This window comes from Streptomyces hoynatensis, from assembly GCF_003626535.1.
Lineage (GTDB): Bacteria > Actinomycetota > Actinomycetes > Streptomycetales > Streptomycetaceae > Streptomyces > Streptomyces hoynatensis.
On sequence record NZ_RBAL01000012.1, the window covers coordinates 83,709 to 104,276 of the forward strand.

The 20,568-nt window shown below is 72.3% G+C and carries 24 protein-coding genes and 1 pseudogene; 7 read left to right on the plus strand and 18 right to left on the minus strand.

Annotation, left to right across the window (positions count from 1 at the left end):
- Positions 1-93: 93 nt before the first annotated feature.
- The 10 genes from D7294_RS20265 to clpS form a co-directional block, all read right to left on the minus strand.
- Complete coding sequence (locus tag D7294_RS20265) at positions 94-474, minus strand: hypothetical protein (RefSeq protein WP_147450878.1); 381 nt, start codon at positions 472-474, stop codon at positions 94-96.
- Between the two features lie 9 nt (positions 475-483).
- Complete coding sequence (gene rph / locus D7294_RS20270) at positions 484-1,212, minus strand: ribonuclease PH (RefSeq protein WP_120681809.1); 729 nt, start codon at positions 1,210-1,212, stop codon at positions 484-486.
- Between the two features lie 20 nt (positions 1,213-1,232).
- Positions 1,233-1,988, minus strand: a complete 756-nt coding sequence (locus D7294_RS20275) for an MBL fold metallo-hydrolase (protein WP_120681811.1) — start codon at positions 1,986-1,988, stop codon at positions 1,233-1,235.
- 274 nt (positions 1,989-2,262) lie between these two features.
- Positions 2,263-3,459, minus strand: a complete 1,197-nt coding sequence (gene rodA / locus D7294_RS20280; protein ID WP_422070720.1) for a rod shape-determining protein RodA — start codon at positions 3,457-3,459, stop codon at positions 2,263-2,265.
- A 59-nt stretch (positions 3,460-3,518) separates the two neighbouring features.
- Positions 3,519-4,469, minus strand: a complete 951-nt coding sequence (locus tag D7294_RS20285) for a PLP-dependent cysteine synthase family protein (RefSeq protein WP_120681813.1) — start codon at positions 4,467-4,469, stop codon at positions 3,519-3,521.
- Positions 4,469-4,747, minus strand: coding sequence for a MoaD/ThiS family protein (locus D7294_RS20290; RefSeq protein WP_120681815.1), 279 nt, complete (start codon positions 4,745-4,747; stop codon positions 4,469-4,471). The genes D7294_RS20285 and D7294_RS20290 overlap by 1 nt, the downstream gene beginning before the upstream one ends.
- A gap of 218 nt (positions 4,748-4,965) precedes the next feature.
- Positions 4,966-5,382 (minus strand): M67 family metallopeptidase, encoded by a 417-nt coding sequence (locus D7294_RS20295; protein WP_120681817.1) that lies wholly within the window; start codon positions 5,380-5,382, stop codon positions 4,966-4,968.
- A gap of 80 nt (positions 5,383-5,462) precedes the next feature.
- On the minus strand, positions 5,463-7,028 hold the full coding sequence (locus tag D7294_RS20300) for an alanine/glycine:cation symporter family protein (protein ID WP_120681819.1): 1,566 nt from the start codon (positions 7,026-7,028) through the stop codon (positions 5,463-5,465).
- A 79-nt stretch (positions 7,029-7,107) separates the two neighbouring features.
- On the minus strand, positions 7,108-7,710 hold the full coding sequence (locus D7294_RS20305) for a DUF2017 domain-containing protein (RefSeq protein ID WP_120681821.1): 603 nt from the start codon (positions 7,708-7,710) through the stop codon (positions 7,108-7,110).
- Positions 7,710-8,021: an ATP-dependent Clp protease adapter ClpS gene (gene clpS / locus D7294_RS20310; RefSeq protein WP_120681823.1), complete on the minus strand. Its 312-nt coding sequence runs from the start codon at positions 8,019-8,021 to the stop codon at positions 7,710-7,712. Before clpS ends, D7294_RS20305 begins: the two co-directional genes overlap by 1 nt.
- Positions 8,022-8,199: 178 nt before the next feature.
- Here clpS and D7294_RS20315 point away from each other — a divergent pair, with 178 nt between their 5' ends.
- The gene (locus D7294_RS20315) at positions 8,200-9,552 is read left to right on the plus strand and encodes a nicotinate phosphoribosyltransferase (RefSeq protein ID WP_120681825.1); all 1,353 of its coding nucleotides are present in this window, start codon (positions 8,200-8,202) and stop codon (positions 9,550-9,552) included.
- Between the two features lie 201 nt (positions 9,553-9,753).
- On the plus strand, positions 9,754-10,350 hold the full coding sequence (locus D7294_RS20320; RefSeq protein WP_120681827.1) for an isochorismatase family protein: 597 nt from the start codon (positions 9,754-9,756) through the stop codon (positions 10,348-10,350).
- A 73-nt stretch (positions 10,351-10,423) separates the two neighbouring features.
- On the opposite strand, the gene D7294_RS20325 is transcribed toward D7294_RS20320, so the two are convergent.
- Positions 10,424-10,777, minus strand: a complete 354-nt coding sequence (locus D7294_RS20325) for a hypothetical protein (RefSeq protein WP_120681829.1) — start codon at positions 10,775-10,777, stop codon at positions 10,424-10,426.
- Positions 10,778-11,157: 380 nt separating this feature from the next.
- Here D7294_RS20325 and D7294_RS20330 point away from each other — a divergent pair, with 380 nt between their 5' ends.
- Together D7294_RS20330 and D7294_RS20335 are read left to right on the plus strand one after the other, a co-directional pair.
- Positions 11,158-11,628, plus strand: a complete 471-nt coding sequence (locus D7294_RS20330; protein WP_120681831.1) for a MarR family winged helix-turn-helix transcriptional regulator — start codon at positions 11,158-11,160, stop codon at positions 11,626-11,628.
- A 63-nt stretch (positions 11,629-11,691) separates the two neighbouring features.
- Positions 11,692-11,979: a hypothetical protein gene (locus tag D7294_RS20335; RefSeq protein WP_120681833.1), complete on the plus strand. Its 288-nt coding sequence runs from the start codon at positions 11,692-11,694 to the stop codon at positions 11,977-11,979.
- 185 nt (positions 11,980-12,164) lie between these two features.
- Here the strand turns inward: D7294_RS20335 and D7294_RS20340 are convergent.
- Positions 12,165-12,464 (minus strand): annotated as a pseudogene (locus D7294_RS20340) (YdcF family protein); the annotation flags it as partial.
- A 149-nt stretch (positions 12,465-12,613) separates the two neighbouring features.
- Here D7294_RS20340 and cutA point away from each other — a divergent pair.
- Positions 12,614-12,931 carry a divalent-cation tolerance protein CutA gene (cutA, locus tag D7294_RS20345; RefSeq protein ID WP_120681835.1) on the plus strand — a complete coding sequence of 106 codons (318 nt, stop codon included), beginning with the start codon at positions 12,614-12,616 and terminating at the stop codon, positions 12,929-12,931.
- A gap of 16 nt (positions 12,932-12,947) precedes the next feature.
- Here cutA and D7294_RS20350 read toward each other — a convergent pair whose 3' ends face one another.
- From D7294_RS20350 to D7294_RS20365, 4 genes are all read right to left on the minus strand, one after another.
- Complete coding sequence (locus D7294_RS20350; RefSeq protein ID WP_120681837.1) at positions 12,948-13,328, minus strand: PCC domain-containing protein; 381 nt, start codon at positions 13,326-13,328, stop codon at positions 12,948-12,950.
- Between the two features lie 49 nt (positions 13,329-13,377).
- Positions 13,378-13,725 carry a 4a-hydroxytetrahydrobiopterin dehydratase gene (locus D7294_RS20355; protein ID WP_120681987.1) on the minus strand — a complete coding sequence of 116 codons (348 nt, stop codon included), beginning with the start codon at positions 13,723-13,725 and terminating at the stop codon, positions 13,378-13,380.
- A gap of 62 nt (positions 13,726-13,787) precedes the next feature.
- Positions 13,788-14,264: a hypothetical protein gene (locus tag D7294_RS20360; RefSeq protein ID WP_120681839.1), complete on the minus strand. Its 477-nt coding sequence runs from the start codon at positions 14,262-14,264 to the stop codon at positions 13,788-13,790.
- Positions 14,265-14,281: 17 nt separating this feature from the next.
- Positions 14,282-15,529, minus strand: a complete 1,248-nt coding sequence (locus tag D7294_RS20365) for a helix-turn-helix domain-containing protein (protein ID WP_120681841.1) — start codon at positions 15,527-15,529, stop codon at positions 14,282-14,284.
- A 518-nt stretch (positions 15,530-16,047) separates the two neighbouring features.
- Here D7294_RS20365 and D7294_RS20375 point away from each other — a divergent pair.
- Entirely contained in the window at positions 16,048-16,665 is a 618-nt protein-coding gene (locus tag D7294_RS20375; RefSeq protein WP_120681845.1) for a hypothetical protein, read from the plus strand.
- A gap of 205 nt (positions 16,666-16,870) precedes the next feature.
- Here D7294_RS20375 and D7294_RS20380 read toward each other — a convergent pair whose 3' ends face one another.
- Positions 16,871-19,252 (minus strand): immune inhibitor A domain-containing protein, encoded by a 2,382-nt coding sequence (locus tag D7294_RS20380; RefSeq protein ID WP_241562509.1) that lies wholly within the window; start codon positions 19,250-19,252, stop codon positions 16,871-16,873.
- 285 nt (positions 19,253-19,537) lie between these two features.
- Here D7294_RS20380 and D7294_RS20385 point away from each other — a divergent pair, with 285 nt between their 5' ends.
- A complete protein-coding gene (locus tag D7294_RS20385; RefSeq protein ID WP_120681849.1) occupies positions 19,538-19,792 on the plus strand; it encodes a hypothetical protein in 255 nt (84 codons plus the stop codon).
- A gap of 39 nt (positions 19,793-19,831) precedes the next feature.
- Here D7294_RS20385 and D7294_RS20390 read toward each other — a convergent pair whose 3' ends face one another.
- The gene (locus D7294_RS20390) at positions 19,832-20,509 is read right to left on the minus strand and encodes an RDD family protein (protein WP_120681989.1); all 678 of its coding nucleotides are present in this window, start codon (positions 20,507-20,509) and stop codon (positions 19,832-19,834) included.
- Positions 20,510-20,568: the final 59 nt, after the last annotated feature.

The following is a 20,568-nucleotide window of genomic DNA, read 5'->3' on the forward strand; positions in this document are numbered from 1 at the left end:
CGGTTGCGCACACGCTAGGGACAGCGAATCGGCAGCGTCAATAGTTTGATTCGAAATTCCGGTGATCGTTCGACAGGCCGAACACGCTCGGTGTCAGGAGCCGCACGCGCCCGTCAGGTGGGCGCTGGCGTCGCCGAGCGGTTCGAGGTCGAGGCTGACCCCCTCCCGGGCGTCCACGCGGATGCCGTCCACCGCCTCCTCCAGGGAGTCGAGCGCGGCGTTCACCTCCGCGTCGTCGATGTCGCCCCGCGCCTGTTCCAGGTCGGCGTCGAGCCGGTCGGCGGCGGCCCCGAACGCGTCCGGGTCCCCCGCGCTCGCCGCCTCGCCGAGGTCGTCGACGTGGCCGGTGACGCTCACCGCGAGCTCCGCACAGTCCACCGCCTGCTGCAGGTCACAGGCTCCGGCCGCCCCGGCGAGCGCCGTCAGCAGCGCCGCGGCCGGAAGTAATCCACCCCGCCTCGTGTCTGGCCTCATGCCTTCCCTCTACCCGGCGGCGAGGGCCGCACGCTGCGCGCCGTCCAGCTCCGCGCAGCCCGCCGCCGCCAGGTCGAGCAGCGCGTCCAGTTCCTCGCGGGCGAAGGGGGCCTGCTCCGCGGTGCCCTGCACCTCGACGAAGCGGCCGTCGCCGGTGCGCACCACGTTCATGTCCGTCTCGGCGCGCACGTCCTCCTCGTAGGCGAGGTCGAGCAGCGGCACGCCGCCGACGATGCCGACGCTCACCGCGGACACCGCCCCGGTCAGCGGCTCGGCCTTGCTCTTCACCAGCTTGTTGCGCCGCGCCCAGGCCACCGCGTCGGCGAGCGCCACCCAGGCGCCGGTGATGGCCGCGGTCCTGGTGCCGCCGTCGGCCTGGAGCACGTCGCAGTCGAGGACGACGGTGTTCTCGCCGAGCGCCCTGAAGTCGGTGACGGCCCGCAGCGAGCGGCCGATGAGCCGGGAGATCTCGTGCGTCCTGCCGCCGATCCTGCCGCGCACCGACTCGCGGTCGCCGCGGGTGTTGGTGGCCCGCGGCAGCATCGCGTACTCGGCGGTGACCCAGCCCTCGCCGCTGCCCCGCCGCCAGCGGGGCACGCCCTCGGTGACGCTTGCGGTGCACAGCACCCTGGTGTCCCCGAAGGAGACGAGGACCGAGCCCTCCGGGTGCTTGCTCCAGCCGCGTTCGATGCGGACGGGACGGAGCTGGTCGGCCGCACGGCCGTCGATGCGAGACATGCCAGGGAGCCTAGTGGCCCTCAGATCTCGTAGACCGCCCCGGGGCGCGCCAGCTCCACCGGCCCGTCGAAGACCGCCTTGGCGTCACAGAGGTTGACCTGCCCGTCGGTCCACGGCGGGATGTGGGTGAGCACCAGGCGCTCGGCCCCGGCGCGGGCGGCGCACTCCCCGGCCTGCCGCCCGTTGAGGTGCACGTCGGGCAGGTCCTCCTTGCCGTGGGTGAAGGAGGCCTCGCACAGGAACAGGTCCGCGCCCGCGGCCAGCCGGGACAGCGAGTCGCACCGGCCGCTGTCCCCGGAGTAACAGAACGTGCGCCCCTCGTGCTCGACGCGGAAGCCGTAGGTCTCCACCGGGTGCACGACGCGGCCCGCGGTGACCCTGAGCGGGCCCACCTCGAAGACGGAGCCCTCCCCGATCGTGTGGAACTCGAAGACCTCGCTCATCGACTTCTCGCTCGGGGTGTCGGCGTACGCGGTGGTCAGCCGCCGCTCGGTCCCCTCCGGGCCGTACACCGGGATCTGCGCGCAGCGACCGCCCTCGTACCGGTAGTAGCGGGCCACGAAGTAGCCGCACATGTCGATGCAGTGGTCGGGGTGCAGGTGGCTGAGCGCGATCGCGTCGACGTCGTACAGGCCGCAGTAGCGCTGGAGCTCCCCGAGGGCGCCGTTGCCCAGGTCAAGGAGCAGCCGGTAGCCCTCGGCCTCGATGAGGTAACTGGAGCAGGCCGAGTCCGCGGACGGGAATGACCCCGAACAGCCGACGACGGTGAGCTTCATGAAAGGGGGAACCTCCGTAGTGGGGTTCGAACGACTCTAAGTCGCTTCGGCCCACCGCGTGCCTCGTGCGTGCCACGGTGTGGGCGGAATCACCAGCGCGGGGTACGGTCGTACGTGTGGACGGAGTGTCATCGCTGGTGTGGCTCGCGATGGCCGGCGTGGCCGTGCTCGGCCTGCTCGCCGCCCTCGTCGACGGCCTCGGGCGGCTCGGCAGGCACCGCAGAAGACGCAAGTGACCACCGCCGCGCCCCCGCCACGGGGTGCCGCGGGCCGGTCACATCCTGGTGCGGGAGCGCACCCGGATCGCCAGCAGCAGCCCGATCGCGATCCACACCGCGAACATCGAGGAGCCGCCGTAGGAGAGCAGCGGCAGCGGCAGCCCGGTGACCGGCATGATGCCGAGCGTCATCCCCATGTTCTGGAAGGTCTGGAACGCCACCCAGGCGACGATGCCGGCCGCGACGATCGTGCCGTACATGTCGGGGGCGCCCACGGCGATGCGGCAGCCGCGCCACAGCACGACGCCGAGCAGAAACAGGATCAGGCCGCCGCCGACGAAGCCGAGTTCCTCGCCCGCCACGGTGAAGATGAAGTCGGTGTGCTGCTCGGGCACGAACTGCCCGGTGGTCTGGCTGCCGTCGAACAGGCCCTGCCCGGTGAGGCCGCCGGAACCGATGGCGATCCTGGCCTGGTTGGTGTTGTAGCCCACGCCCGCCGGGTCGAGCGCGGGATTGGCGAAGGCCGCGAACCTGTTGATCTGGTACTCGTCGAGCAGTCCGAGCTGCCACACCGTCAGCGCGCCCCCGACGCCGAGGGCCGCGATCCCCACGATCCAGCCGCGGCCGGTGCCCGAGGCCAGCAGCACCCCCAGCGTAATCGCGGCGAGCACCATGGTCTGGCCCACGTCGGGTTCCAGCATGATCAGCGCGGCGGGCGCGGCGACCAGGGCGAGGGCCTGGGCGACGGTCCTGTTGTCGGGGCGCGGGCGCAGATCGCTCTCCAGCGGGGCGGCCAGCAGCGTGGCCATGGCGAGGATGACGCCGACCTTCACCAGCTCGGAGGGCTGGAAGGCGAAGCCGCCCGGCAGTTGGAGCCAGCTGCGCGAGCCGTTGATCGAGGAGCCGAGCGGCGTGAGCACCAGCACGCTGAGCGCGAAGGCCAGCACGTAGAGTCCCGGCGCCGCGTTGCGCAGCCTGGTGTGGCCGAGCCAGACCATCAGGGCGGCGAGGCCGGCGCCGATGGCGATGTTGAGCACGTGCCGCAGCAGGAAGAACTGCGGGTCTCCGTTGTTGAGGTCGGTGCGGCCCCTGGTGGCGGAGTAGACCAGCAGGGCGCCGAGCACCGAGAGCGTGACCGCCGCGCACAGCAGCCACCAGTCCAGCCGTCTGGCCAGGGAGTTCTTGGCGGTGATCCTGGTCCAGACGGTCTGCTCCGCGGCCTGCGGCGGACTGGGGTAGCTGTGCACGGTCACGCATCTGACGATACGTGTCCGCGCGGCGACGCGGAGTGAGCCGGGTCGTCTCGTGTGGCCTACGCCCAGAGCTGCCCGTGCAGGCGGGCGACGGCCTCCTCCGTCGAGGCCGCCGTGTAGACGCCGGTGGAGAGGTACTTCCAGCCGCCGTCGGCCACGATGAACACGATGTCGGCCTCCTCGCCCGCGCGGTCCGCCTTCCGCGCGGTGCCGAGCGCGGCGTGCAGCGCGGCCCCGGTGGAGACGCCGGCGAAGATGCCTTCCTCGGCGAGGAGTTCACGGGTGCGGGCGACGGCGTCCGCGGAGCCGACCGAGTACCTGGAGGTGAGCACGGACGCGTCGTACAGCTCGGGGACGAAGCCCTCGTCCAGGTTCCGCAGGCCGTAGACCAGGTCGTCGTAGCGGGGCTCGGCGGCGATGATCCGCACGTCCGGCCGGTGTTCCCTGAGGTAGCGGCCGACGCCCATCAGGGTGCCCGTGGTGCCGAGCCCGGCCACGAAGTGGGTGACGGAGGGCAGGTCGGCGAGGATCTCCGGGCCGGTGGTGGCGTAGTGGGCGCCGGCGTTGTGCGGGTTGCCGTACTGGTAGAGCATCACCCAGTCGGGGTGCTCGGCGGCCAGCTCCTTGGCCACCCTGACGGCCGTGTTGGAGCCGCCGGCGGCGGGCGAGGAGATGATCTCCGCCCCCCACATCGCGAGCAGCTGCCGCCGTTCCTCCGAGGTGTTCTCCGGCATGACGCAGACGATCCGGTAGCCCTTGAGCCGGGCGGCCATGGCCAGCGAGATGCCGGTGTTGCCCGAGGTGGGCTCCAGGATGGTGGCCCCGGGGGCGAGCCGCCCCTCCTTCTCGGCCTGCTCGATCATGAACAGCGCGGGCCGGTCCTTGACCGAGCCCGTCGGATTCCGGTCCTCCAGCTTCGCCCAGATCCTCACCGACTCGCTCGGCGAGAGCCGCGGCAGCCGCACCAGCGGGGTGTGCCCCACGGCCGCGAGCGGGGAGTCGAAGCGCATCAGCGCATGCCCCCGGCGACGGCGGGCAGGATGGTGACGCTGTCGCCGTCGCTCAGCTTGGTGCCGATCCCGTCCAGGAAGCGGACGTCCTCGTCGTTCAGGTAGACGTTGACGAAGCGGCGCAGCTCGCCGTCCTCGACCAGGCGCTCCCTGATCCCCGGGTGGCGGGCGTCCAGATCCGCGAACAGCTCGGAGAGGGTCTCGCCCGCGCCCTCCACGGCCTTCTTGCCGTCGGTGTAGCTGCGGAGAATGGTCGGGATGCGGACCTCGATGGCCATGAGTGCTCCAGAGAAGACGGGCGGTTGCGGAAGTGGGCGGCTGATCAACGAGGCACGGGACACACGGCATGGGCGAGCCGGCCGCCAGGTCGTTCGTCGCTCACGCCGTGGGAAACCATGCCTTCATCGTATCGATTCCCCGGTGGGCGCCCGACTTCGTTCATCATGCGGACGATTCGTCTCGCGTTCGCCGCGGGTTGTCCGCCTGCCGGGGCCGCTCAGGCGATCCGGACCTCTTCCTCGGTGACCACGCCGTCCACGATGCGGAACGAGCGGAAGGACACGGGGCCCTCCTCGTTGCCGCACTCCGCGGTGGAGACCAGGACGTAGTGGGCGCCGGGCTCGTTGGCGTAGGAGATGTCGGTGCGCGAGGGGTACGCCTCGGTGGCGGTGTGCGAGTGGTAGATCACCACCGGCTCCTCGTCCCGCTCGTCCAGCTCCCGGTACAGCCGCAGCAGGTCGCCCGAGTCGAACTCGTAGAACGTGGGCGAGCGGGCCGCGTTGAGCATCGGGATGAACCGCTCGGGCCGGTCGCTCCCGGCGGGTCCCGCGATCACCCCGCACGCCTCGTCCGGGTGGTCGGCGCGGGCGTGGGCCACGATCCGGTCGTGCAGTTCCTGCGAGATGGTGAGCATGCGGCCCAGCGTACGTATGTCCGGTGCCGCGCCCGCCGGGCGGGGTGCCGCCCCGGCGCACCCCCGGCGCCGCCACGCCCTCACTGGGGCAGCCGCACCGCGCCGGCCTCGCCCGCCGCCGCCTCCCCCGCCTCGATCGCCGCGTCGCTCAGGCCGGCGTCGCGCAGCCTGACGTAGTCGAGCACGCGGTCCAGCTCCCTCCTGACGACGGGGGCGAGCAGGTACAGGCCGAGGATGTTGAACACCGCGGCCAGGAAGAGGAAGGCGTCCGCGAGGTCGACGAGGGTGCCCAGGGACAGCAGGGCCCCGGCGAGGACCATCAGGCAGAAGAGCGACTTGTACAGCCCCACGGTCAGGGGCGCGCCGCCGAAGAGGTGGGTCCACGCCTGGAGGCCGTAGTAGCCCCAGGTGATGAGCGTGGAGAAGGCGAACAGGAAGACGGCCAGGGTGAGCACGGCGGGGAACCAGGGCAGCACCGTGGCGAAGGCGTCCGAGGTGAGGGAGATGCCCCGCCCCGTCTCGTCGCCCCCGCCGCCGGCCGCCCGCGCGGCCCGGTAGGCGGGCCCGCCGGCCACCACGATGGTCAGCGCGGTCATGGTGCAGATGACCACCGTGTCCAGGAAGGGCTCGATCAGCGCGACCAGCCCCTCGGTGGCCGGGCGCCTGGTCTTGACGGCCGAGTGGGCGATGGGGGCGGAGCCGACCCCGGCCTCGTTGGAGAACGCGGCCCGCTGGAAGCCGGCCGCCATCGCCCCCGCCGCCCCGCCGGCCACCCCCGCCGGGTCCGTGGCCTCGCGCAGGATGGTGCCCACCGCGCCCGGCACCTCCCCGGCGTTGCACAGCAGCACCACCAGGCAGGCCGCCGCGTACAGCAGGGACATCGCCGGCACCAGGCGGCTGGTGACCCGGCCGATGGTGCGGATGCCGCCGAGCAGGACGGCGGCGGCCAGCAGGGCGACGGCCGCGCCGAACAGCAGCGCCCCGGCCGAGCCGGCGAAGAAGCCGGTGTGCCCCTCGGTGGCGGCGACCAGCTGTTCGAGGGATTGGTTGACCTGGAAGAGATTGCCGCCGAAGAAGGCGAAGAAGAGGATCATCGCCGCGGACAGCGGGGCCAGCGCCCGGCCGAGCCGCGGGAGGCCGCGTTCGGCAAGGCCCTTGCGCAGGTAGTGCATCGGGCCGCCGGAGACCCGGCCCGCGGCGTCGATCTCGCGGTACTTCACGCCCAGGGTGCACTCGACGAACTTGGTGGCCATGCCGAGGAAGCCGCAGAGCATCATCCACAGCGTGGCGCCCGGGCCGCCGACGGAGACCGCGAGGGCCACCCCGGCGATGTTGCCGAGCCCGAGGGTTCCGGAGACGGCCGAGGTCAGGGCCTGGAAGTGGGTGACCTCGCCCGGCGCGTCCTGCTGTTCGTAGCGCCCGCGCATCAGCCTGACCGCCACCGGCAGGTGCCGCAGCTGCACCAGGCCGAACCCCACGGTGAACACCAGCCCCGCCGCCACCAGCCAGCCCACGATCAGGGGGATGCGCCCGCCGAAGAACGGCACCTCGCAGAAGACGATGCGGTCCAGCACGTCCCGGAGCGGCTCGAAGACGCGGGTGACCGCGCGGTCGACCTCCTCCGCCCACTGCCCATCGCTCGCCATGCTCCGTTGGTACCGCCGCGGGCGGCCCCCCGCATGCGGGGCGTGGCCAGGGGAGGTAACGGCGGCCGGGCGGCGGCCCTCAGGGCAGCAGCGTCTCGATCAGCGACTCCTGGAGCCCGCCGAGCCAGAAGTAGGCCATGACCATCGGCTTGTCCGGGTCGCCGTCCGGCAGGTCGAAGAGCTTCTCGGTGCTGTCCTCGTCGGTGATGCCGAGCCGGGTGGCGATGGCGAGCCGCAGGTCGTTCAGCGCCCCGAGCCACTGCTGCGACTGGGCGGAGCGCAGGGTCAGCACGGCGGGCGCGCCGCCGCCCTCGCCCGCCGCGGCGGAGGCCGCCGCGTCCAGGCCGTGCACGACGGCGAGCAGGTCCTCGCGCTTGCGGGCCCGCAGGTCGCCCTCGGTGAAGCGGCGGAACTCGGCCGACAGCCGCCGGCTCTCCTCGTCCGGCCCGCGCTCCGGGTCGCCGTAGGCGTCCGGGAACAGCCTGGCCAGCGCGGGGTCCTCGGGCGGCTCGCTCGGGCCCTCGACGAAGAGGGCGTCCAGCGGGTCCTCCTGCCCCCGGGTGCGGTCCGGGCCGATCAGCTCCAGCAGTTGCGTGGACAGGCTGCGCAGGATGGAGATCTCGACCTCGTCCAGCGCGATGGCGGCGCCGCCCTCGGGGCGCGGCTCGAAGTAGCCCGCCATCAGCGGTCCTGCTGGAGGGTCGCCCAGAGGCCGTACCCGTGCATGGCCTGCACGTCCCGCTCCATCTCCTCGCGGGTGCCCTGGGACACGACCGCCCGGCCCTTGTGATGCACGTCCAGCATCAGCTTCTTCGCCTTGTCCTTCGGGTAGCCGAAGTACGCCTGGAAGACGTAGGTCACGTAACTCATGAGATTCACCGGGTCGTTGTGGACGACTGTGACCCATGGGACGTCCGGCGCGGGGACCTCGGACGGCGCCTGCTCGGTTTCGGTGTGCTCGACTTCCATGGGGATGGCACTCACCCCTCCCATGCTGCCACCACCCCTGCCTCTGCGCCCAAACGGCCCGTCGGCCGAGTGGCGGCCCCGGCCCCCGCCGCCCCGGCGGGAGCGCCCGGGCGCCCGCCGCGGGCGGCCGTGCGCGCCGGACGCCCGCCCCCACCCCCCCATATATCGTCAAACTGACGAGATGGGGTGTACCCTTGTTCCCATGGACGTCACGAACGAGGCGCGGGCCGCCGGGCTGCCGGTGACGGTGCCCTCCACCGCGCTCTTCACCGACCAGTACGAGCTCACCATGCTCCAGGCCGCGCTCCGCGCCGGGACCGCCGGGCGGCGCTCGGTCTTCGAGGTCTTCACCCGGCGGCTGCCCGAGGGCCGCAGGTACGGAGTGGTGGCCGGCACGGGACGGGTGCTCGACGCGGTGGAGAACTTCCGGTTCGAGCCCGCCATCCTCGACTTCCTGCGCGAGCAGCGGGTGGTGGACGAGCCGACCCTCGACTGGCTGGCCGGCTACCGCTTCACCGGGGACGTGGACGGCTACCCGGAGGGCGAGATCTACTTCCCCGGCTCGCCGATCCTCCAGGTCACCGGCACCTTCGCCGAGTGCGTGGTGCTGGAGACGGTGATCCTCTCGATCCTCAACCACGACTCCGCGGTGGCCGCGGCCGCCTCCCGGATGGCGGTCGCCGCGGCCGGCCGGCCGCTGATCGAGATGGGCGCGCGCCGCACCCACGAGCTGGCCGCGGTCGCTGCCTCGCGGGCCGCCTACGTCGGCGGCTTCTCCACCACCTCCGACCTGGCCGCCGGCTTCCGCTACGGCATCCCCACCGCGGGCACCAGCGCACACGCCTTCACCCTGCTGCACGACAGCGAGCGGGACGCGTTCACCGCCCAGGTGGAGTCGATGGGCGCGGGCACGACCCTGCTGGTGGACACCTACGACGTGGCCGAGGCCGTGCGCACCGCGGTCGAGGTGGCCGGGCCCGGGCTCGGCGCCGTCCGCATCGACTCGGGCGACCTCCTGGTGGTGGCCCACCGGGTGCGCCAGCAGCTCGACGAGCTCGGCGCCCGCGACACGCGGATCGTCGTCACCAGCGACCTGGACGAGTACGCCATCGCCTCGCTGGCCGCCGCCCCCGTGGACGCCTACGGCGTGGGCACCCAGCTGGTCACCGGCAGCGGGCACCCGACCTGCTCGATGGTCTACAAGCTGGTGGCCAGGGCCGCGGGCGAGGACCCGGAGGCGCCCCTGGTCCCGGTCGCCAAGAAGTCGCTGGGCGGGAAGCTCTCGGTGGCCGGCGTGAAGTGGGCCGCGCGGCAGCGCGACGCCGAGGGCATCGCCGAGGCCGAGCTCGTGGGCACCGGGCCCGTGCCGCCGGAACTCGCCGGCCACCTGCTGAGCGTGCCGCTGATGCGCGAGGGCAGGGCCGTCGCCAGGGAACGCCTCGACGCCGCGCGGGAGCGGCACGTCAGGGCCCGCGCCGGGCTGCCGCTCTCGGCCACCCAGCTCTCCCGCGGCGAACCGGTGCTGCCGACCCGCTACCTGACCGGGACCGCGTAGGTGTGCCGCCCGGGCAGGCCTCTCCCGCGGCGGCTCGTGGAGGCCGCGAGGGGACACGCGTAGACTTCGGCGTCCCATGTGCGGCGCCCGGCGCCTCGCACGCGTAGCCCCCGTTGCCCACCCCGTTCGCCCGCCCCCGCCTCGCCCGCCACCTGCCAGCCAGGCGCCACCCGGCGCCCCTCAGCCCGAAGGGGTGTTCCCATGCATCGCGCCCTGATCGTCGTCGACGTGCAGAACGACTTCTGCGAGGGAGGCAGCCTCCCGGTGGCCGGAGGCGCGGACGTCGCCGCGGGCATCACCGACCTGATCGGCGCGGCGGTCCCCGCCTACCGGCACGTGGTGGCCACCCGCGACCTCCACATCGCGCCTGGCGACCACTTCTCCGACCACCCGGACTTCGCGCACTCCTGGCCGCCGCACTGCGTCGCGGGCACCGAGGGCGTCGGCTTCCACCCGAACTTCGCCCCCGCCATCGCCTCGGGAGCGGTGGACACCTGCTTCGACAAGGGCGCCTACGCGGCGGCATACAGCGGCTTCGAGGGCCGGGACGAGAACGGCACCCCGCTCGCCGACTGGCTGCGCGCCCGGGAGGTCACCGAGGTGGACGTGGTCGGCATCGCCACCGACCACTGCGTCCGCGCCACCGCCCTCGACGCCGCCAGGGCCGGGCTGCGCACCCGCGTCCTGCTCGCCCTGACCGCGGGGGTGGCCAGGGACTCGGTGGACGCGGCGCTGCGGGAGCTGCGGGAGGCGGGCGTGGAACTCACCGGCGAGCCCGTGGTCGCCCCCGTCTCCTGAGCCCCCGCCGCCCGCCCGCGGTCAGGCCCGCCCGGTGCTCAGCCTCGTGCCGCGCTCAGCCTCGTGCCGCGCTTCAGGCGGCCGGGCGGTCGTGGGCCAGGAGGCGGGCCATCGGGTGCCAGCCCTCGGTGACATCCCCCCAGGTGGAACGCCACACCACGCCCTCGGGGTGGTGGAGGACCGCGGAGATCTCGTCCGGGGTGGGCGCCCCGGCGTTGCCGCGGGGCGAGAACACCCGCAGGCCCAGGTTCCGCAACCGCGTCAGCGCCCGCGGCCTGCTCGCCGCGTGCACGAGCACCCGCACCTTCCGGCCCGGCATGGCCGGGTGCGGAACCGGAAGGGCGACCACGACGCTGCCGTCCGGCAAGCGGACGAAGCCTCCGTGGCAGGCCGCTTCCGAACCCCTGGCGGAATCCTCGATGAGCATGGACACATCCTTACCCCGTTCGGCCGCCCCCGTCGAGGGGCGAAGGCCGAGACGTGGGCCGATTACTTTCCGTCCCACCATGCTCACCAGTCGATCACTCACCGCAACATTCCGTACGGTGACGCCTCGCTGACACCCCCACCGTCCGCATAACGATCACCGGGGCCCGCCGCAGCCGGCGGCGACGGCCACGGCCGGGGCAATCGACACCTCGGCCGTGTCCGTGGCGGGGCAGGTCCCAGGTCGTGCCGATCTCAGGTTGCGCCGAGGACGTCCGGAGATCACGCGCTTGACCTCAACCACCCTTGAGGTCCTACGTTCTCCGCATGGCCTGCACCGGCGTGCAGGCTCCGCACGCGACGTACCAGGAGGGGACTCCCATGGCGACGACCCAGCAGATCTCCGACGCCGAACTCGCCGGACAGCCCGCCGCCTACTGGACGGGGGTCGCCTACGAGGCGCTCATCGCGTACACCCGGGCCCGGCAGGCCGAGAAGGGCTACACCCAGCCCCAGTACTGGCTTCTGCGCAACCTGTCGGTGAACGACATCTCGCCCGACGGCAAGGGGATGACCCTGTCCGAGCTGCGGGCGGCGATGACCTCCTACCTTCGGCCCGAGGACGACCTGTCGGCGGAGGCCGAGGTGCTCGTGGAGCGCGGCTGGCTGACCCGGGACGCCGAGGGCCGGCTGTGGCTCACCGAGGAGGGGGAACAGGCCCGCATCGACCTCGCGCGCAACGCCCCCGCGATCCGCGCCGCCCTCCACGAGGGGATCGACGACGCGGACTACGTCACCACGCTGAAGGTGCTCCGGCAACTGATCCGCAATGCGGGCGGGACGGCCGCCTGACAGAGGGGGACGGCCGCCTGACAGAGGGGCCGCCTGCGGCGACTCGCGTGAGACCATCCGTTCATGAGCAGCGACCCGGAAGTGAGTGCCCTGGCGATCAACGTCACGATCCCGCAGGCGCTTCGCTGGACTGACACGCGGCGCGGCAAAGCGTTCACGCTGACCACACTCAACGTCCGGCTGCTCCCGGACGGCCGCCTCGCTGCCAAGGCATACGGCCGGCCCGTTGGTGGTGGCCGGGGCGCATACGTCTCGTTCCCCGTCCCCGACAACCCCGAACTGGCGGCCCTGGTCGCCGACGCCGCCGGCCGTGCCGGGGCGTTGTGGGCCGCTCATCGCGGTCTCGGCTGAGCTTGGCTCGACTCGAAGGCGGACGGCAACCGTTCAGGACTTCGCTCTCGCGGCACGGCCTGGAAGGGAAGATCTTCCTGCGTGCGGCGAGTGCAACCGGTGGGTTCCGAGCGGGAGTTCGTGAAGCCGTACGCCGCCGATCGGCGAGTGCGGTCCGGTGGATCGAGCATGCCGGGGCAGACAGGTCAGGGGTTGATGAGGCGGCTGGTGAAGCCGTCGCGGACGAGGGACTCGTACGCGGCATGCACGCCCTCCGGCACCTCCTGCTCGACGGCGAATCCGCGCTTCGGATACTCGACGACCCGCTGGAGGTCGCCGACGAGCATGTCCAGGACGAGCTTCTCGTCGCCGATGAACGTCAGATAGTCGTCGAACTCCAGCGGCTCCGACGCACAAAGGATCTCCACGTCAGGCCACACCTTGCGAGCGGTCGCAAACGATCGCCTTTCCATATAGGGCTTGGAGACCAGCAGCACACCCATCCCTGGGATACCACCACGCGCCGCCCCCCGGCAGGCCGACCGGAAAACCTTCAGTCCAGGGTGGTCCCTCCGGCCAGGACTCAGGTTGACGGTTCGGCGTGGCGTGGCGTCGCCTCCTCGATACCCTCGGCACACATACCGAGGAGGGGTTCATGGCCGACCACATCACGGTGCTGACCACGACCGACGGCAAGGAAGCCGCCGAGGCCCTGGCGAAAACGGCCGTCCAGGCACGCGTCGCCGCCTGCGCCCAGATCGACGGGCCGATCAGAAGCGTCTACTGGTGGGAAGGGGAGGTACAGGCCGACGAGGAATGGCGCATCCTCTACAAGACGACGGCCGCCAAGTACCCCGATCTCGAAGCCCACATCAAGGCTCACCACACCTACGACACCCCCGAGATCATCGTCACCGACATCCCCCTCGGCAGCGCCGAATACCTCGCCTGGCTCGACGAGGAAACCCGCTGACGAAGCGCCGGTCACTTCACCTGGCCCGGCCCGTCCCGGTCGGCACCTCAGGACGGGCTGGGCAGGACGGGCTGGGCAGGACGTAGACGCGGGCGAAATGGGTCTTGATGGTGGCGGCATGCAGGTGTCCGGCCACGGCCTTGTCGCCTTCGACACCCATGACGACGTGAAGGTGAACGAAGCCGTTCTTGATTTCGCCGGTGCCGGTCATCTCCGCCGGAAGGTCATAGGTGGTGATGTCGTCCTTCAACGCGTCGCCGGCGGGCATGGTGGAAATGGTGAAGCCCTCCGTGGCGCCGATCAGGGAAACGATGGCTGCTTCGCTGATCCCGGCCTCGGCGATCTGGCGGTTGAGAGAGGCAACCAGCTCGTCGTCGCGGACTTCGAAGGTGATCATTTAGGGCTCCATCCGGGCCGCAATCGTCGTCATCGGTCCTCGTCTCGGTTCAGCGTGCGCCGTGTGCTGCGGCGATGGCGTCGATGCGTTCGGCCAGGTCGAAGTCGGCCGCGGTCAGCTTGTTGCCCGCGTCGTGCGTCGTGATGGCGAACCGCACGGAACCCCACCGAAGATCGATGTCGGCATGGTGCCCGATCAGCCGCTCGACATCGGCGACATGAACGATCAGGGCCACCCCACCGTGGTACCGGATCGCGAACGTCCGGGTGATCTCGTCACCCGCCCGCCTCCACCCGGGACGCTCGGCCAGCCGGCTCGCGATCTCCTCTTCGCTCAACGGCGTTGGCACCGTGGACACCTCAACCCTCCCCGTCACCGAGGACAGCGCCTCGCTCATCCGCTGACCCATCCCTGGGATACCACCACGCGCCGCCCCCTGGCAGGCGGAGCGGAACACCTTCAGTCCCGGGTCGCTCCCTCCGGCCAGAGGATGCGCACGGGGACGCCGGTGCGTTCCGCGTGGGCCACCACGTCCGCCGTACCCCCGTACCCGCGCGCCGGCTTCCCGTCCCACACGGCGATCAGCCGGTCGACGAGCCCCACCAGCAGCTCACTGCCCGCCATGTGCGCCTCGGACGTGGACGCGTCCATCCCCGTCTCGTGCACCGTGGCCGCCCTGCCCAGCAGGGCGTCGTAGAGGGAGTGGTGCCACTCCGGCAGCCCGTCCCGGTACTGCCGCGCCGGGACGACCGCCTCGATGACGCCGCCGAGGCCCAAAACCGCCTCCGCGAACCAGCTGTCGGGCCCGTCGGCAAGACAGGACACCCCGACCAGGCCACCCGGCCCGTAGCCACCCAACTCGGCCCGCAACAGCGCACGAACCTGCTCCTCGACGTGCCCGGCCAGGCCCCGATGTCCGGTGATCCCCACGCGCATGAGGTGTCCTCCATTGGTCACAAGTAGACGCCGTGCAACTGCTCGTCAAAGTCCCGGACGACCCGCGGAGGCGTCGGCGACGTGTATGCCCGCCGAAGCGCGCGGGCTCGCTCCACAGTGCGGCCCGAACGGTAGCGAAGCCCGATCTCCAGCGCGCGGGTGGCGAGCGCAAATGCGCCATCGATCCGCCCGCTGGCAAGCTGTCCGAATGCGAGGTCGAGTACGAGTTGAGCGCGCTGCTTTTCGTGCCCGGACGAAAGCATGGCCCCGGCGGCATCCTGAGCCGTGGTGACCCACTGTGGGCGTCCCAAACGCGCGCCGCAGGACAGGCGGCACGCCGCAACCTTGGCGTGGCTGAAGGGGAATACCCACGGCCAGGGGGGTGGCTCTTCAACACCGATGCGGTCCGTTGCTTCCTCGGCGGCGCGCAACGCCTTCTCAGCAGCGGTTGCTGCGCCGACCTCTGCGTGTGCAAGCGCCTCGACGGTGCTTAGCCACGCGGTGGCGATCGCGGGGACGGCCTGCCCGAGTTGTCGGCGGGCCGATGCGATGAGCGCCAGTGCTTGCGTGTTGTTCCCCACGTGGCCTTCGAGTTGCGCAAGGCTGCCCAACTGGTAGGCAGAGAGCAACGAATCGCCCGAGCGGCGTGCGGCGGTGATGGATGCGCCGTACCAGGTGCGGGCAGACCCCAGGTCGCCCATGTCCCAAGAGAGCCAGCCCGCAAGGCTGGCGGTCTCGCTCGCCGCTGCGGCATAGCGGGCTCTGTCCCGGTCGCCTTGCGCCTCCGAGGTGAGGGTCTGCGTCATCCGGAGATGAGCAAGTACGGGTTCGATGAGGTGACGTGAGGGGGTCATGCCGTCCAACCGCCGGAAGGCAGTGGTCGCCATACGGAGGGTCGCCAGCTGTGCGGTTGGGCCCGCCTCGGGGGGTGCAGGCTGAGTGAGGGCGGGGGTTGCGGCGATCGCCGCGGCCCCCGCCAGGAAGCTGCGTCGTTCCACGTTGTCATCCGGGTGCGTTGCGAGTTGGTCGGCGAGCCCGACCAGTCGCATGGGAATGCGCAGATGAGTGGCGGCTCGCGCAAGGACCGTCATGTCGTAGGCGCCGGTTCGCTGGTTCTCCAATCGTGATACAGCCGACTGGCTGATCCCGCAGGCGTCGCCGAGTTGCTGCTGCGAGATGCCTGCGCTGAGACGTGCGAGGCGGATGACTCGCCCGAAGTTGCCAGTCCTCGATGCCTCACGAACGGTTTGAGACGACCAGGTCATGTACGTGCCCTATCACGAGTGGTACCGCGCGCTGTCTGGAAACCGTATGCATGTATGCGAGAGGCGCATGAGGTTATGCGGCCACCGGGTCATTTCTGGCCCGTCGGGGAAGGTTCACGGTTTCTTCGTCGCATTACCCACTGTCGAGATGCGCACACCATCTGCAACGAGAGTGTGCACTGGAGCCGACAATGACGACCACCGCACCATGCGCCGAGGCCCCGCGCCGGGTCCTCGCCCCGCTCCTTCGGCGGCGCGCGCGAGGGGGTGTGTGCCGTGTCTGAGGACCGCCTCCTGGGCAGCCCGCCGCGGGCCTACATCTCCCTCGCCTGCGCGGAGCGCCGTTGCGAGGACTGCACGCAGCACGAACCCCGCCCGCCAGAACGGCACCTCGGCATCGCCTTCGACCCCTGCACGCACGGGTGCCATACCGCATGGGCCCGGCCCTCGACCGCCGCATCCACCGCCAACACGCCGCTCACGCCCCACTCCCCCGCCGCCACGGAGGACCCGACCCGATGCCCGAGATCCTGACCTGGGGGCCCAACCGGCTGCCCGTGCCGTATGTCGCCAAGTGGAGCGGGGAAGAGGTCCTCGCCGGTGGGGCGTTGGGCCTGCGGCCGGGCGGGTGGGGGCTGGTCTACCGGGACGAGGCGGCCGGGGACCGGGACCGGCACGGGGTGCTGTGGGCCCGGGTCGGCCACGCCCCCGGCACCGGACGCCCCGACTTCCGCGTCATGCACCCGGCGCGGCAGCGCCGCGCCATGCAGGAACGCCTGTGCCAGGTATGCGCCGGGCCCGCGGACCGCAACGGCAAGGGCTGGCTGTTCGCGCTGCGCCGGCCCGACGTTGCCGACGCGCTCCCCGGCTGGCCCGAGGGACTGCTGTCCACCAAGCCGCCGGTGTGCGCGCCCTGCGCACGGCTGGCGACCGAGCACTGCCCGCACCTGGGCGAGCCCGTGTTCGTCCGGGTGCGCAAGCCGCGCGTGTGGGGGGTGTTCGGCGGGGCCTTCGGACCAGGGCTGACCCCCGGGCCGGACGACTACCTCCCCTACGGCCACCCCGCCACACCCGCCTTCCTCGCCAACCAGCTCGTCACCGAACTCACCCGCTGCACCCTCACCCCGGCGCCATAGCCACCAGGCCGCCGCGGCAGGGGAAGGGGGCGGCAGCCGCCGGGGGGCACGGGGCGGGCAGCCACCCCGGCGGGCCACGCGGCCCCCGGGGAGGCAGCCACCCCGGCTGGACCGCCGAGGCCGGGGCCGCCGGGGCCGCCGGGCCCGGGGCCGCCAGGGCCCCGGGACCACCGTCGCCGCCGGGGCCACCGGCGAGGTGCGGCGGTCAGTGGCCGCTGGCGGAGATCCGGATCGTGATCGGGCGGTTGGGGTCGCGGGGCTGGTCGGTGAGGGTGATGCGGGTGTGGGTGTCGGGGACGCGGACGCTGCCCTGCGGGTTGTCCTCGTCCCAGTAGGTGCCCCGGTGGTCGTCGAACGCCGCGGCGCCGCGCTGGGAGGGCAGCGTCGTGGCGTGGCCGTTGAGGTGCAGGGTCAGCTGGCCGGTGGGGCGGGTGCTGAAGGTGGCGTCCCTGGCCTGGAGCCGGTTGCGCAGCACCGAGCCGTCCGGCCAGCGTTCGGCCTGCGGGTGGGCGTCGACCGGCAGGACGAGGCCCTCGCCCGGGTGTTGGCTGACGTCGTTGTCGAGCTGGGAGGTGTCCCAGAGCCAGACGAGCAGGCCGTTCTGGTAGGGGAAGTGCTCGACCCAGTCGGGGCGTTCGTTCAGCCAGCCGAAGTGGTACGGGCCGCGTTCCAGCGTCGCGTCGAAGCCGGTGTACTGCCGGTTCTCCACCAGGTAGAACTGCGGGTAGTCGTCGGTGATCGAGGCGCCCACCACCGAGAAGCCCTCGGCGGCCCAGTCGCCCGGCCCCGACTCGGCGTCGTCGGCGTACACCGGCGCGCCGTCGGCGGTGACGGTGATCGCGTCGGCGGTGAAGCCCGGCAGCGAGAAGGAGCCGTCCGTCCGGTAGTGGAAACGCAGCTGGATCTGCTGCCCGAGGTAGCCGGTCAGCGGGTACACCAGGCCGGCGTCGCCGCCCGACTCGCCGGTCAGGGCGGGCCGGTCGGCGCCGTCCCTGGGCAGGGCCCGGCCGTCCGCGGTGCCGTCGAGGGCGGTCCAGGTCTGCCCGCCGTCCGCCGAGGCCTCGACGTACAGGTAGTCGTAGCCCTCCTCGATGCTCCACCAGCCGGTGAGGCCGAGCGTGGCCTCGGAGTCCGCGGCGCTCAGGTCCACCGTCCTGGTCAGGGTGTTGTCGAGGCCGTCGCCCGTGCCGCTCCACCACTGCGCCTCGCCCTGCGGGGGCTGGTGGATGTCGGTGGTGACGGTCTTGTCGGGCAGTTCGACGATCAGCGCCTGGCTCGCGTCGCGCCGCTCGCCCTCGGGGTATGTGGCGGCCGAGGGCCCGAGCCGGTGCCGGGAGTCGGTGGCCGCGCGGGCCAGGTCGTAGTCCAGCCAGCCGAGTTGGAGCTTCTCCCAGGCGCCGAGCGCGTTGGGCAGGGCGCCGATGGTGCCGTCGCCGAGGCCGAGCCAGGAGCCGGAGGACATCGCGGTCCAGAAGGCGGTGCCGTTCTCGCCGCCCTGGGTGTCGTAGAGGTCGGGCAGCCCGAGGTCGTGCCCGAACTCGTGGGCGAACACGCCGACCCCGCCGTTCTCCGGCTGGATGGTGTAGTCGCCGACGAACAGGCCGGTGTCGCCGATCTCGGTGCCGCCGCTGAGGTTGCCCTCGGGCCCGTCCCGGCCGATGGCGTCCGGGTAGGCGTACCAGCGGTGCGCCCAGATCGCGTCCTCGCCCTGGGCGCCGCCGCCCGCCGACTCGTCCTCGCCCGCGTGCACCAGCTGGAAGTGGTCGAGGTAGCCGTCGGGCTCGTCGAAGTCGCCGTCGCCGTCGTAGTCGTAGCGGTCCTGCCGGTCGTACTCGGCCAGCGTGGCCCGCAGTTCCTCCGGGGTGGCCCCGGCGGCCAGCCGGTCCTCGTACCAGGCGTTGACCCCGTCGCGCACCAGGTCCCACACGTCCTGGCAGACGCTGGAGCCGCAGGCGTTGTTGCCGTACCTGGCCTCGTTGTACTCCAGCTTCACCCAGTCGGTGACCAGGCCCTCCACCGTGTACCTGCCGGAGGACTGGCTCTCGTAGTACTGCTTGACCGAGGGGGTGGCGGGGTCCTCGGAGTAGTAGACGTCCTCGTAGTACTGCCGGTCGAAGTCCTCGCGCCAGATGGTGGTGTTGTCCACCGAACGGTCGGGCTCGGGGATCTCGTTGACCAGCGGGCCCGGGGTGCCGCCCACCTGCGGGTCGGTCTGCTCGCCGAACTCCACGAGGACCGTGAAGATCCGGTCCGTGCCCGTGGTGGCCGTCTCCACGAACTCGCCGTCGGCGAGCTCCACCACCTGGGAGCCGCCGCGCGTGCGCACGGTGGCCTCGCCGCCGAGCAGTTCCCGGTAGGCGGCCTGACGCAGCGATTCCTGCTTGTCGCCGAGCGGGTTCACCAGGCGCGGCGAGGCGGAGAACAGCCGGTCGGCCCCGGGGCCGGCGAGGTGGTCCTCCGGCGGCTGGGCCCCGCCCGCGGCCTGGGCTCCGGCGGGGTGCAGCAGGCCCGCCCCGAGCGCGGCGACGGCCCAGGCCGCCACCAGGGCGGCCGGCCGGCCCCGCCTGTTTCGCTTGAGCTTTCTCACCTGTCGTCTGACCTCCTCTGCCACGGAAGCGGCGTCGCCCCGCATTTGACATGAGTAAGTCAGAAAAAGACAGACCCCCGGGGCGCGCGTGGCGCCGCCCGCCCCGGCGCACGCCGTTGACCCGTGAATCCGTGCGCCCCCCATGCATCACCCGACGGGCAGGCGGGGCGCTTATCGCCCCGGCCACGCGGGCATCTCGGGCCGTAGAACCGTTCGAGAGATGGACGTTCCCCACCCATCCTCCTCGCGGACAACGCCGGCACCCCTCCGAGGACGGACATCGCCATGCGGCACCCGACCCCCCTCCACATCGCCTACGGTTCGGCCACCGTCGTCGTCACGACCCTTCTCCTGCTGCTGCTCCTCCCCACCGATTCCCCGGTGGCGCTGACGCTGATCGCGCTGGGCGCGCTCGCGCTCGGCCTGACCGTCACGCTGGCCGCCGCGAACAGGCGGGCCGAACCCGGGCCCACCCCCGGCGGGCAGGTGGCCAAGGCCCCCGCCCCCCAGGCGGGACGGCGCCCGCACGCGCGGGTCTGAGGCGGCGCGGGGGCCCGGCGGGAGCTCAGGCCCGCGGGCTCAGGCCGTGGAGACCACCACGGTGCGGGCCGCCTTGTCGTGGAGGCACTGCCGATAGGGCTTGTCCCACGTGCAGTTGAGCACGTTGACCAGCCAGAAGACGAAGCCGATGCAGGGCAGCACCTGCGGCAGCGAGTAGACGGCGGCCCGGGTCCAGCCCGGGCCGCCGCGCGGCACGGCCCCGTCGTGCAGCATCGCCACCCGGATGCGCAGCGCCATCTTGCCCAGGGTCTGGCCGCGGGCGCTCAGCATGAGGGCCTCGTAGAGGAAGTAGACGACCAGGATCACGGTCTCCTGGACGAACGGGCCCACGCCCGCGGCATCCGTGTTGTCGGTGTCCCAGTCCCCCCAGGTGGGCCACAGGGCGAGCGAGACCGGGATGCCCACCACGAAGGAGTCGATGATCCTCGCCAGCAGCCGCCGGCCGCGCGAGGCGAGCGGCGGCATCCCGGGGAGCGGTCCGCCCTCCCCGCGGGCCTCGCCCTCGGGGCCCCGGCCGCCGGGCTCGCCCGACTCGCCGGGCGGCGGGGCCTTGGGCAGCCCCGCCCCGGGTTCGGGAGCGCCGGGCCCGCCCTCCCCCCGCGGGGAGCCGGGCCCACCCTCCCCGCGCGGGGCGCCGGGCCCGCCGGCCCGGCCCTCGGGCCCGCCCTCGCCCTCCGGCGGCTGATCGCTCGTCATGCGGCCCAGTGGAACCCGGCGCGGGGTGCCGCGCACCCCGGCGCCGGACGTTCGGGCGG

Excerpts from the sequence above, each read along its gene's own strand:
- D7294_RS20300 (WP_120681819.1), bottom strand. The coding sequence starts at position 7,028 with ATGGCGAGCGATGGGCAGTGGGCGGAGGAGGTCGACCGCGCGGTCACC.
- D7294_RS20355 (WP_120681987.1), bottom strand. The coding sequence starts at position 13,725 with ATGAGCGAGGCGCTGTCCTCGGTGACGGGGAGGGTTGAGGTGTCCACG.
- D7294_RS20390 (WP_120681989.1), bottom strand. The coding sequence starts at position 20,509 with ATGACGAGCGATCAGCCGCCGGAGGGCGAGGGCGGGCCCGAGGGCCGG.
- D7294_RS20385 (WP_120681849.1), top strand. The coding sequence starts at position 19,538 with ATGCGGCACCCGACCCCCCTCCACATCGCCTACGGTTCGGCCACCGTC.
- clpS (WP_120681823.1), bottom strand. The coding sequence starts at position 8,021 with ATGGGAGGGGTGAGTGCCATCCCCATGGAAGTCGAGCACACCGAAACC.
- rph (WP_120681809.1), bottom strand. The coding sequence starts at position 1,212 with ATGTCTCGCATCGACGGCCGTGCGGCCGACCAGCTCCGTCCCGTCCGC.
- D7294_RS20290 (WP_120681815.1), bottom strand. The coding sequence starts at position 4,747 with ATGGCCATCGAGGTCCGCATCCCGACCATTCTCCGCAGCTACACCGAC.
- D7294_RS20315 (WP_120681825.1), top strand. The coding sequence starts at position 8,200 with ATGGACGTCACGAACGAGGCGCGGGCCGCCGGGCTGCCGGTGACGGTG.
- D7294_RS20285 (WP_120681813.1), bottom strand. The coding sequence starts at position 4,469 with ATGCGCTTCGACTCCCCGCTCGCGGCCGTGGGGCACACCCCGCTGGTG.
- D7294_RS20365 (WP_120681841.1), bottom strand. The coding sequence starts at position 15,529 with ATGACCTGGTCGTCTCAAACCGTTCGTGAGGCATCGAGGACTGGCAAC.
- D7294_RS20265 (WP_147450878.1), bottom strand. The coding sequence starts at position 474 with ATGAGGCCAGACACGAGGCGGGGTGGATTACTTCCGGCCGCGGCGCTG.
- D7294_RS20320 (WP_120681827.1), top strand. The coding sequence starts at position 9,754 with ATGCATCGCGCCCTGATCGTCGTCGACGTGCAGAACGACTTCTGCGAG.
- D7294_RS20330 (WP_120681831.1), top strand. The coding sequence starts at position 11,158 with ATGGCGACGACCCAGCAGATCTCCGACGCCGAACTCGCCGGACAGCCC.
- D7294_RS20325 (WP_120681829.1), bottom strand. The coding sequence starts at position 10,777 with ATGCTCATCGAGGATTCCGCCAGGGGTTCGGAAGCGGCCTGCCACGGA.
- D7294_RS20350 (WP_120681837.1), bottom strand. The coding sequence starts at position 13,328 with ATGATCACCTTCGAAGTCCGCGACGACGAGCTGGTTGCCTCTCTCAAC.
- cutA (WP_120681835.1), top strand. The coding sequence starts at position 12,614 with ATGGCCGACCACATCACGGTGCTGACCACGACCGACGGCAAGGAAGCC.
- D7294_RS20275 (WP_120681811.1), bottom strand. The coding sequence starts at position 1,988 with ATGAAGCTCACCGTCGTCGGCTGTTCGGGGTCATTCCCGTCCGCGGAC.
- D7294_RS20375 (WP_120681845.1), top strand. The coding sequence starts at position 16,048 with ATGCCCGAGATCCTGACCTGGGGGCCCAACCGGCTGCCCGTGCCGTAT.
- D7294_RS20295 (WP_120681817.1), bottom strand. The coding sequence starts at position 5,382 with ATGCTCACCATCTCGCAGGAACTGCACGACCGGATCGTGGCCCACGCC.
- D7294_RS20335 (WP_120681833.1), top strand. The coding sequence starts at position 11,692 with ATGAGCAGCGACCCGGAAGTGAGTGCCCTGGCGATCAACGTCACGATC.
- D7294_RS20360 (WP_120681839.1), bottom strand. The coding sequence starts at position 14,264 with ATGCGCGTGGGGATCACCGGACATCGGGGCCTGGCCGGGCACGTCGAG.
- D7294_RS20305 (WP_120681821.1), bottom strand. The coding sequence starts at position 7,710 with ATGGCGGGCTACTTCGAGCCGCGCCCCGAGGGCGGCGCCGCCATCGCG.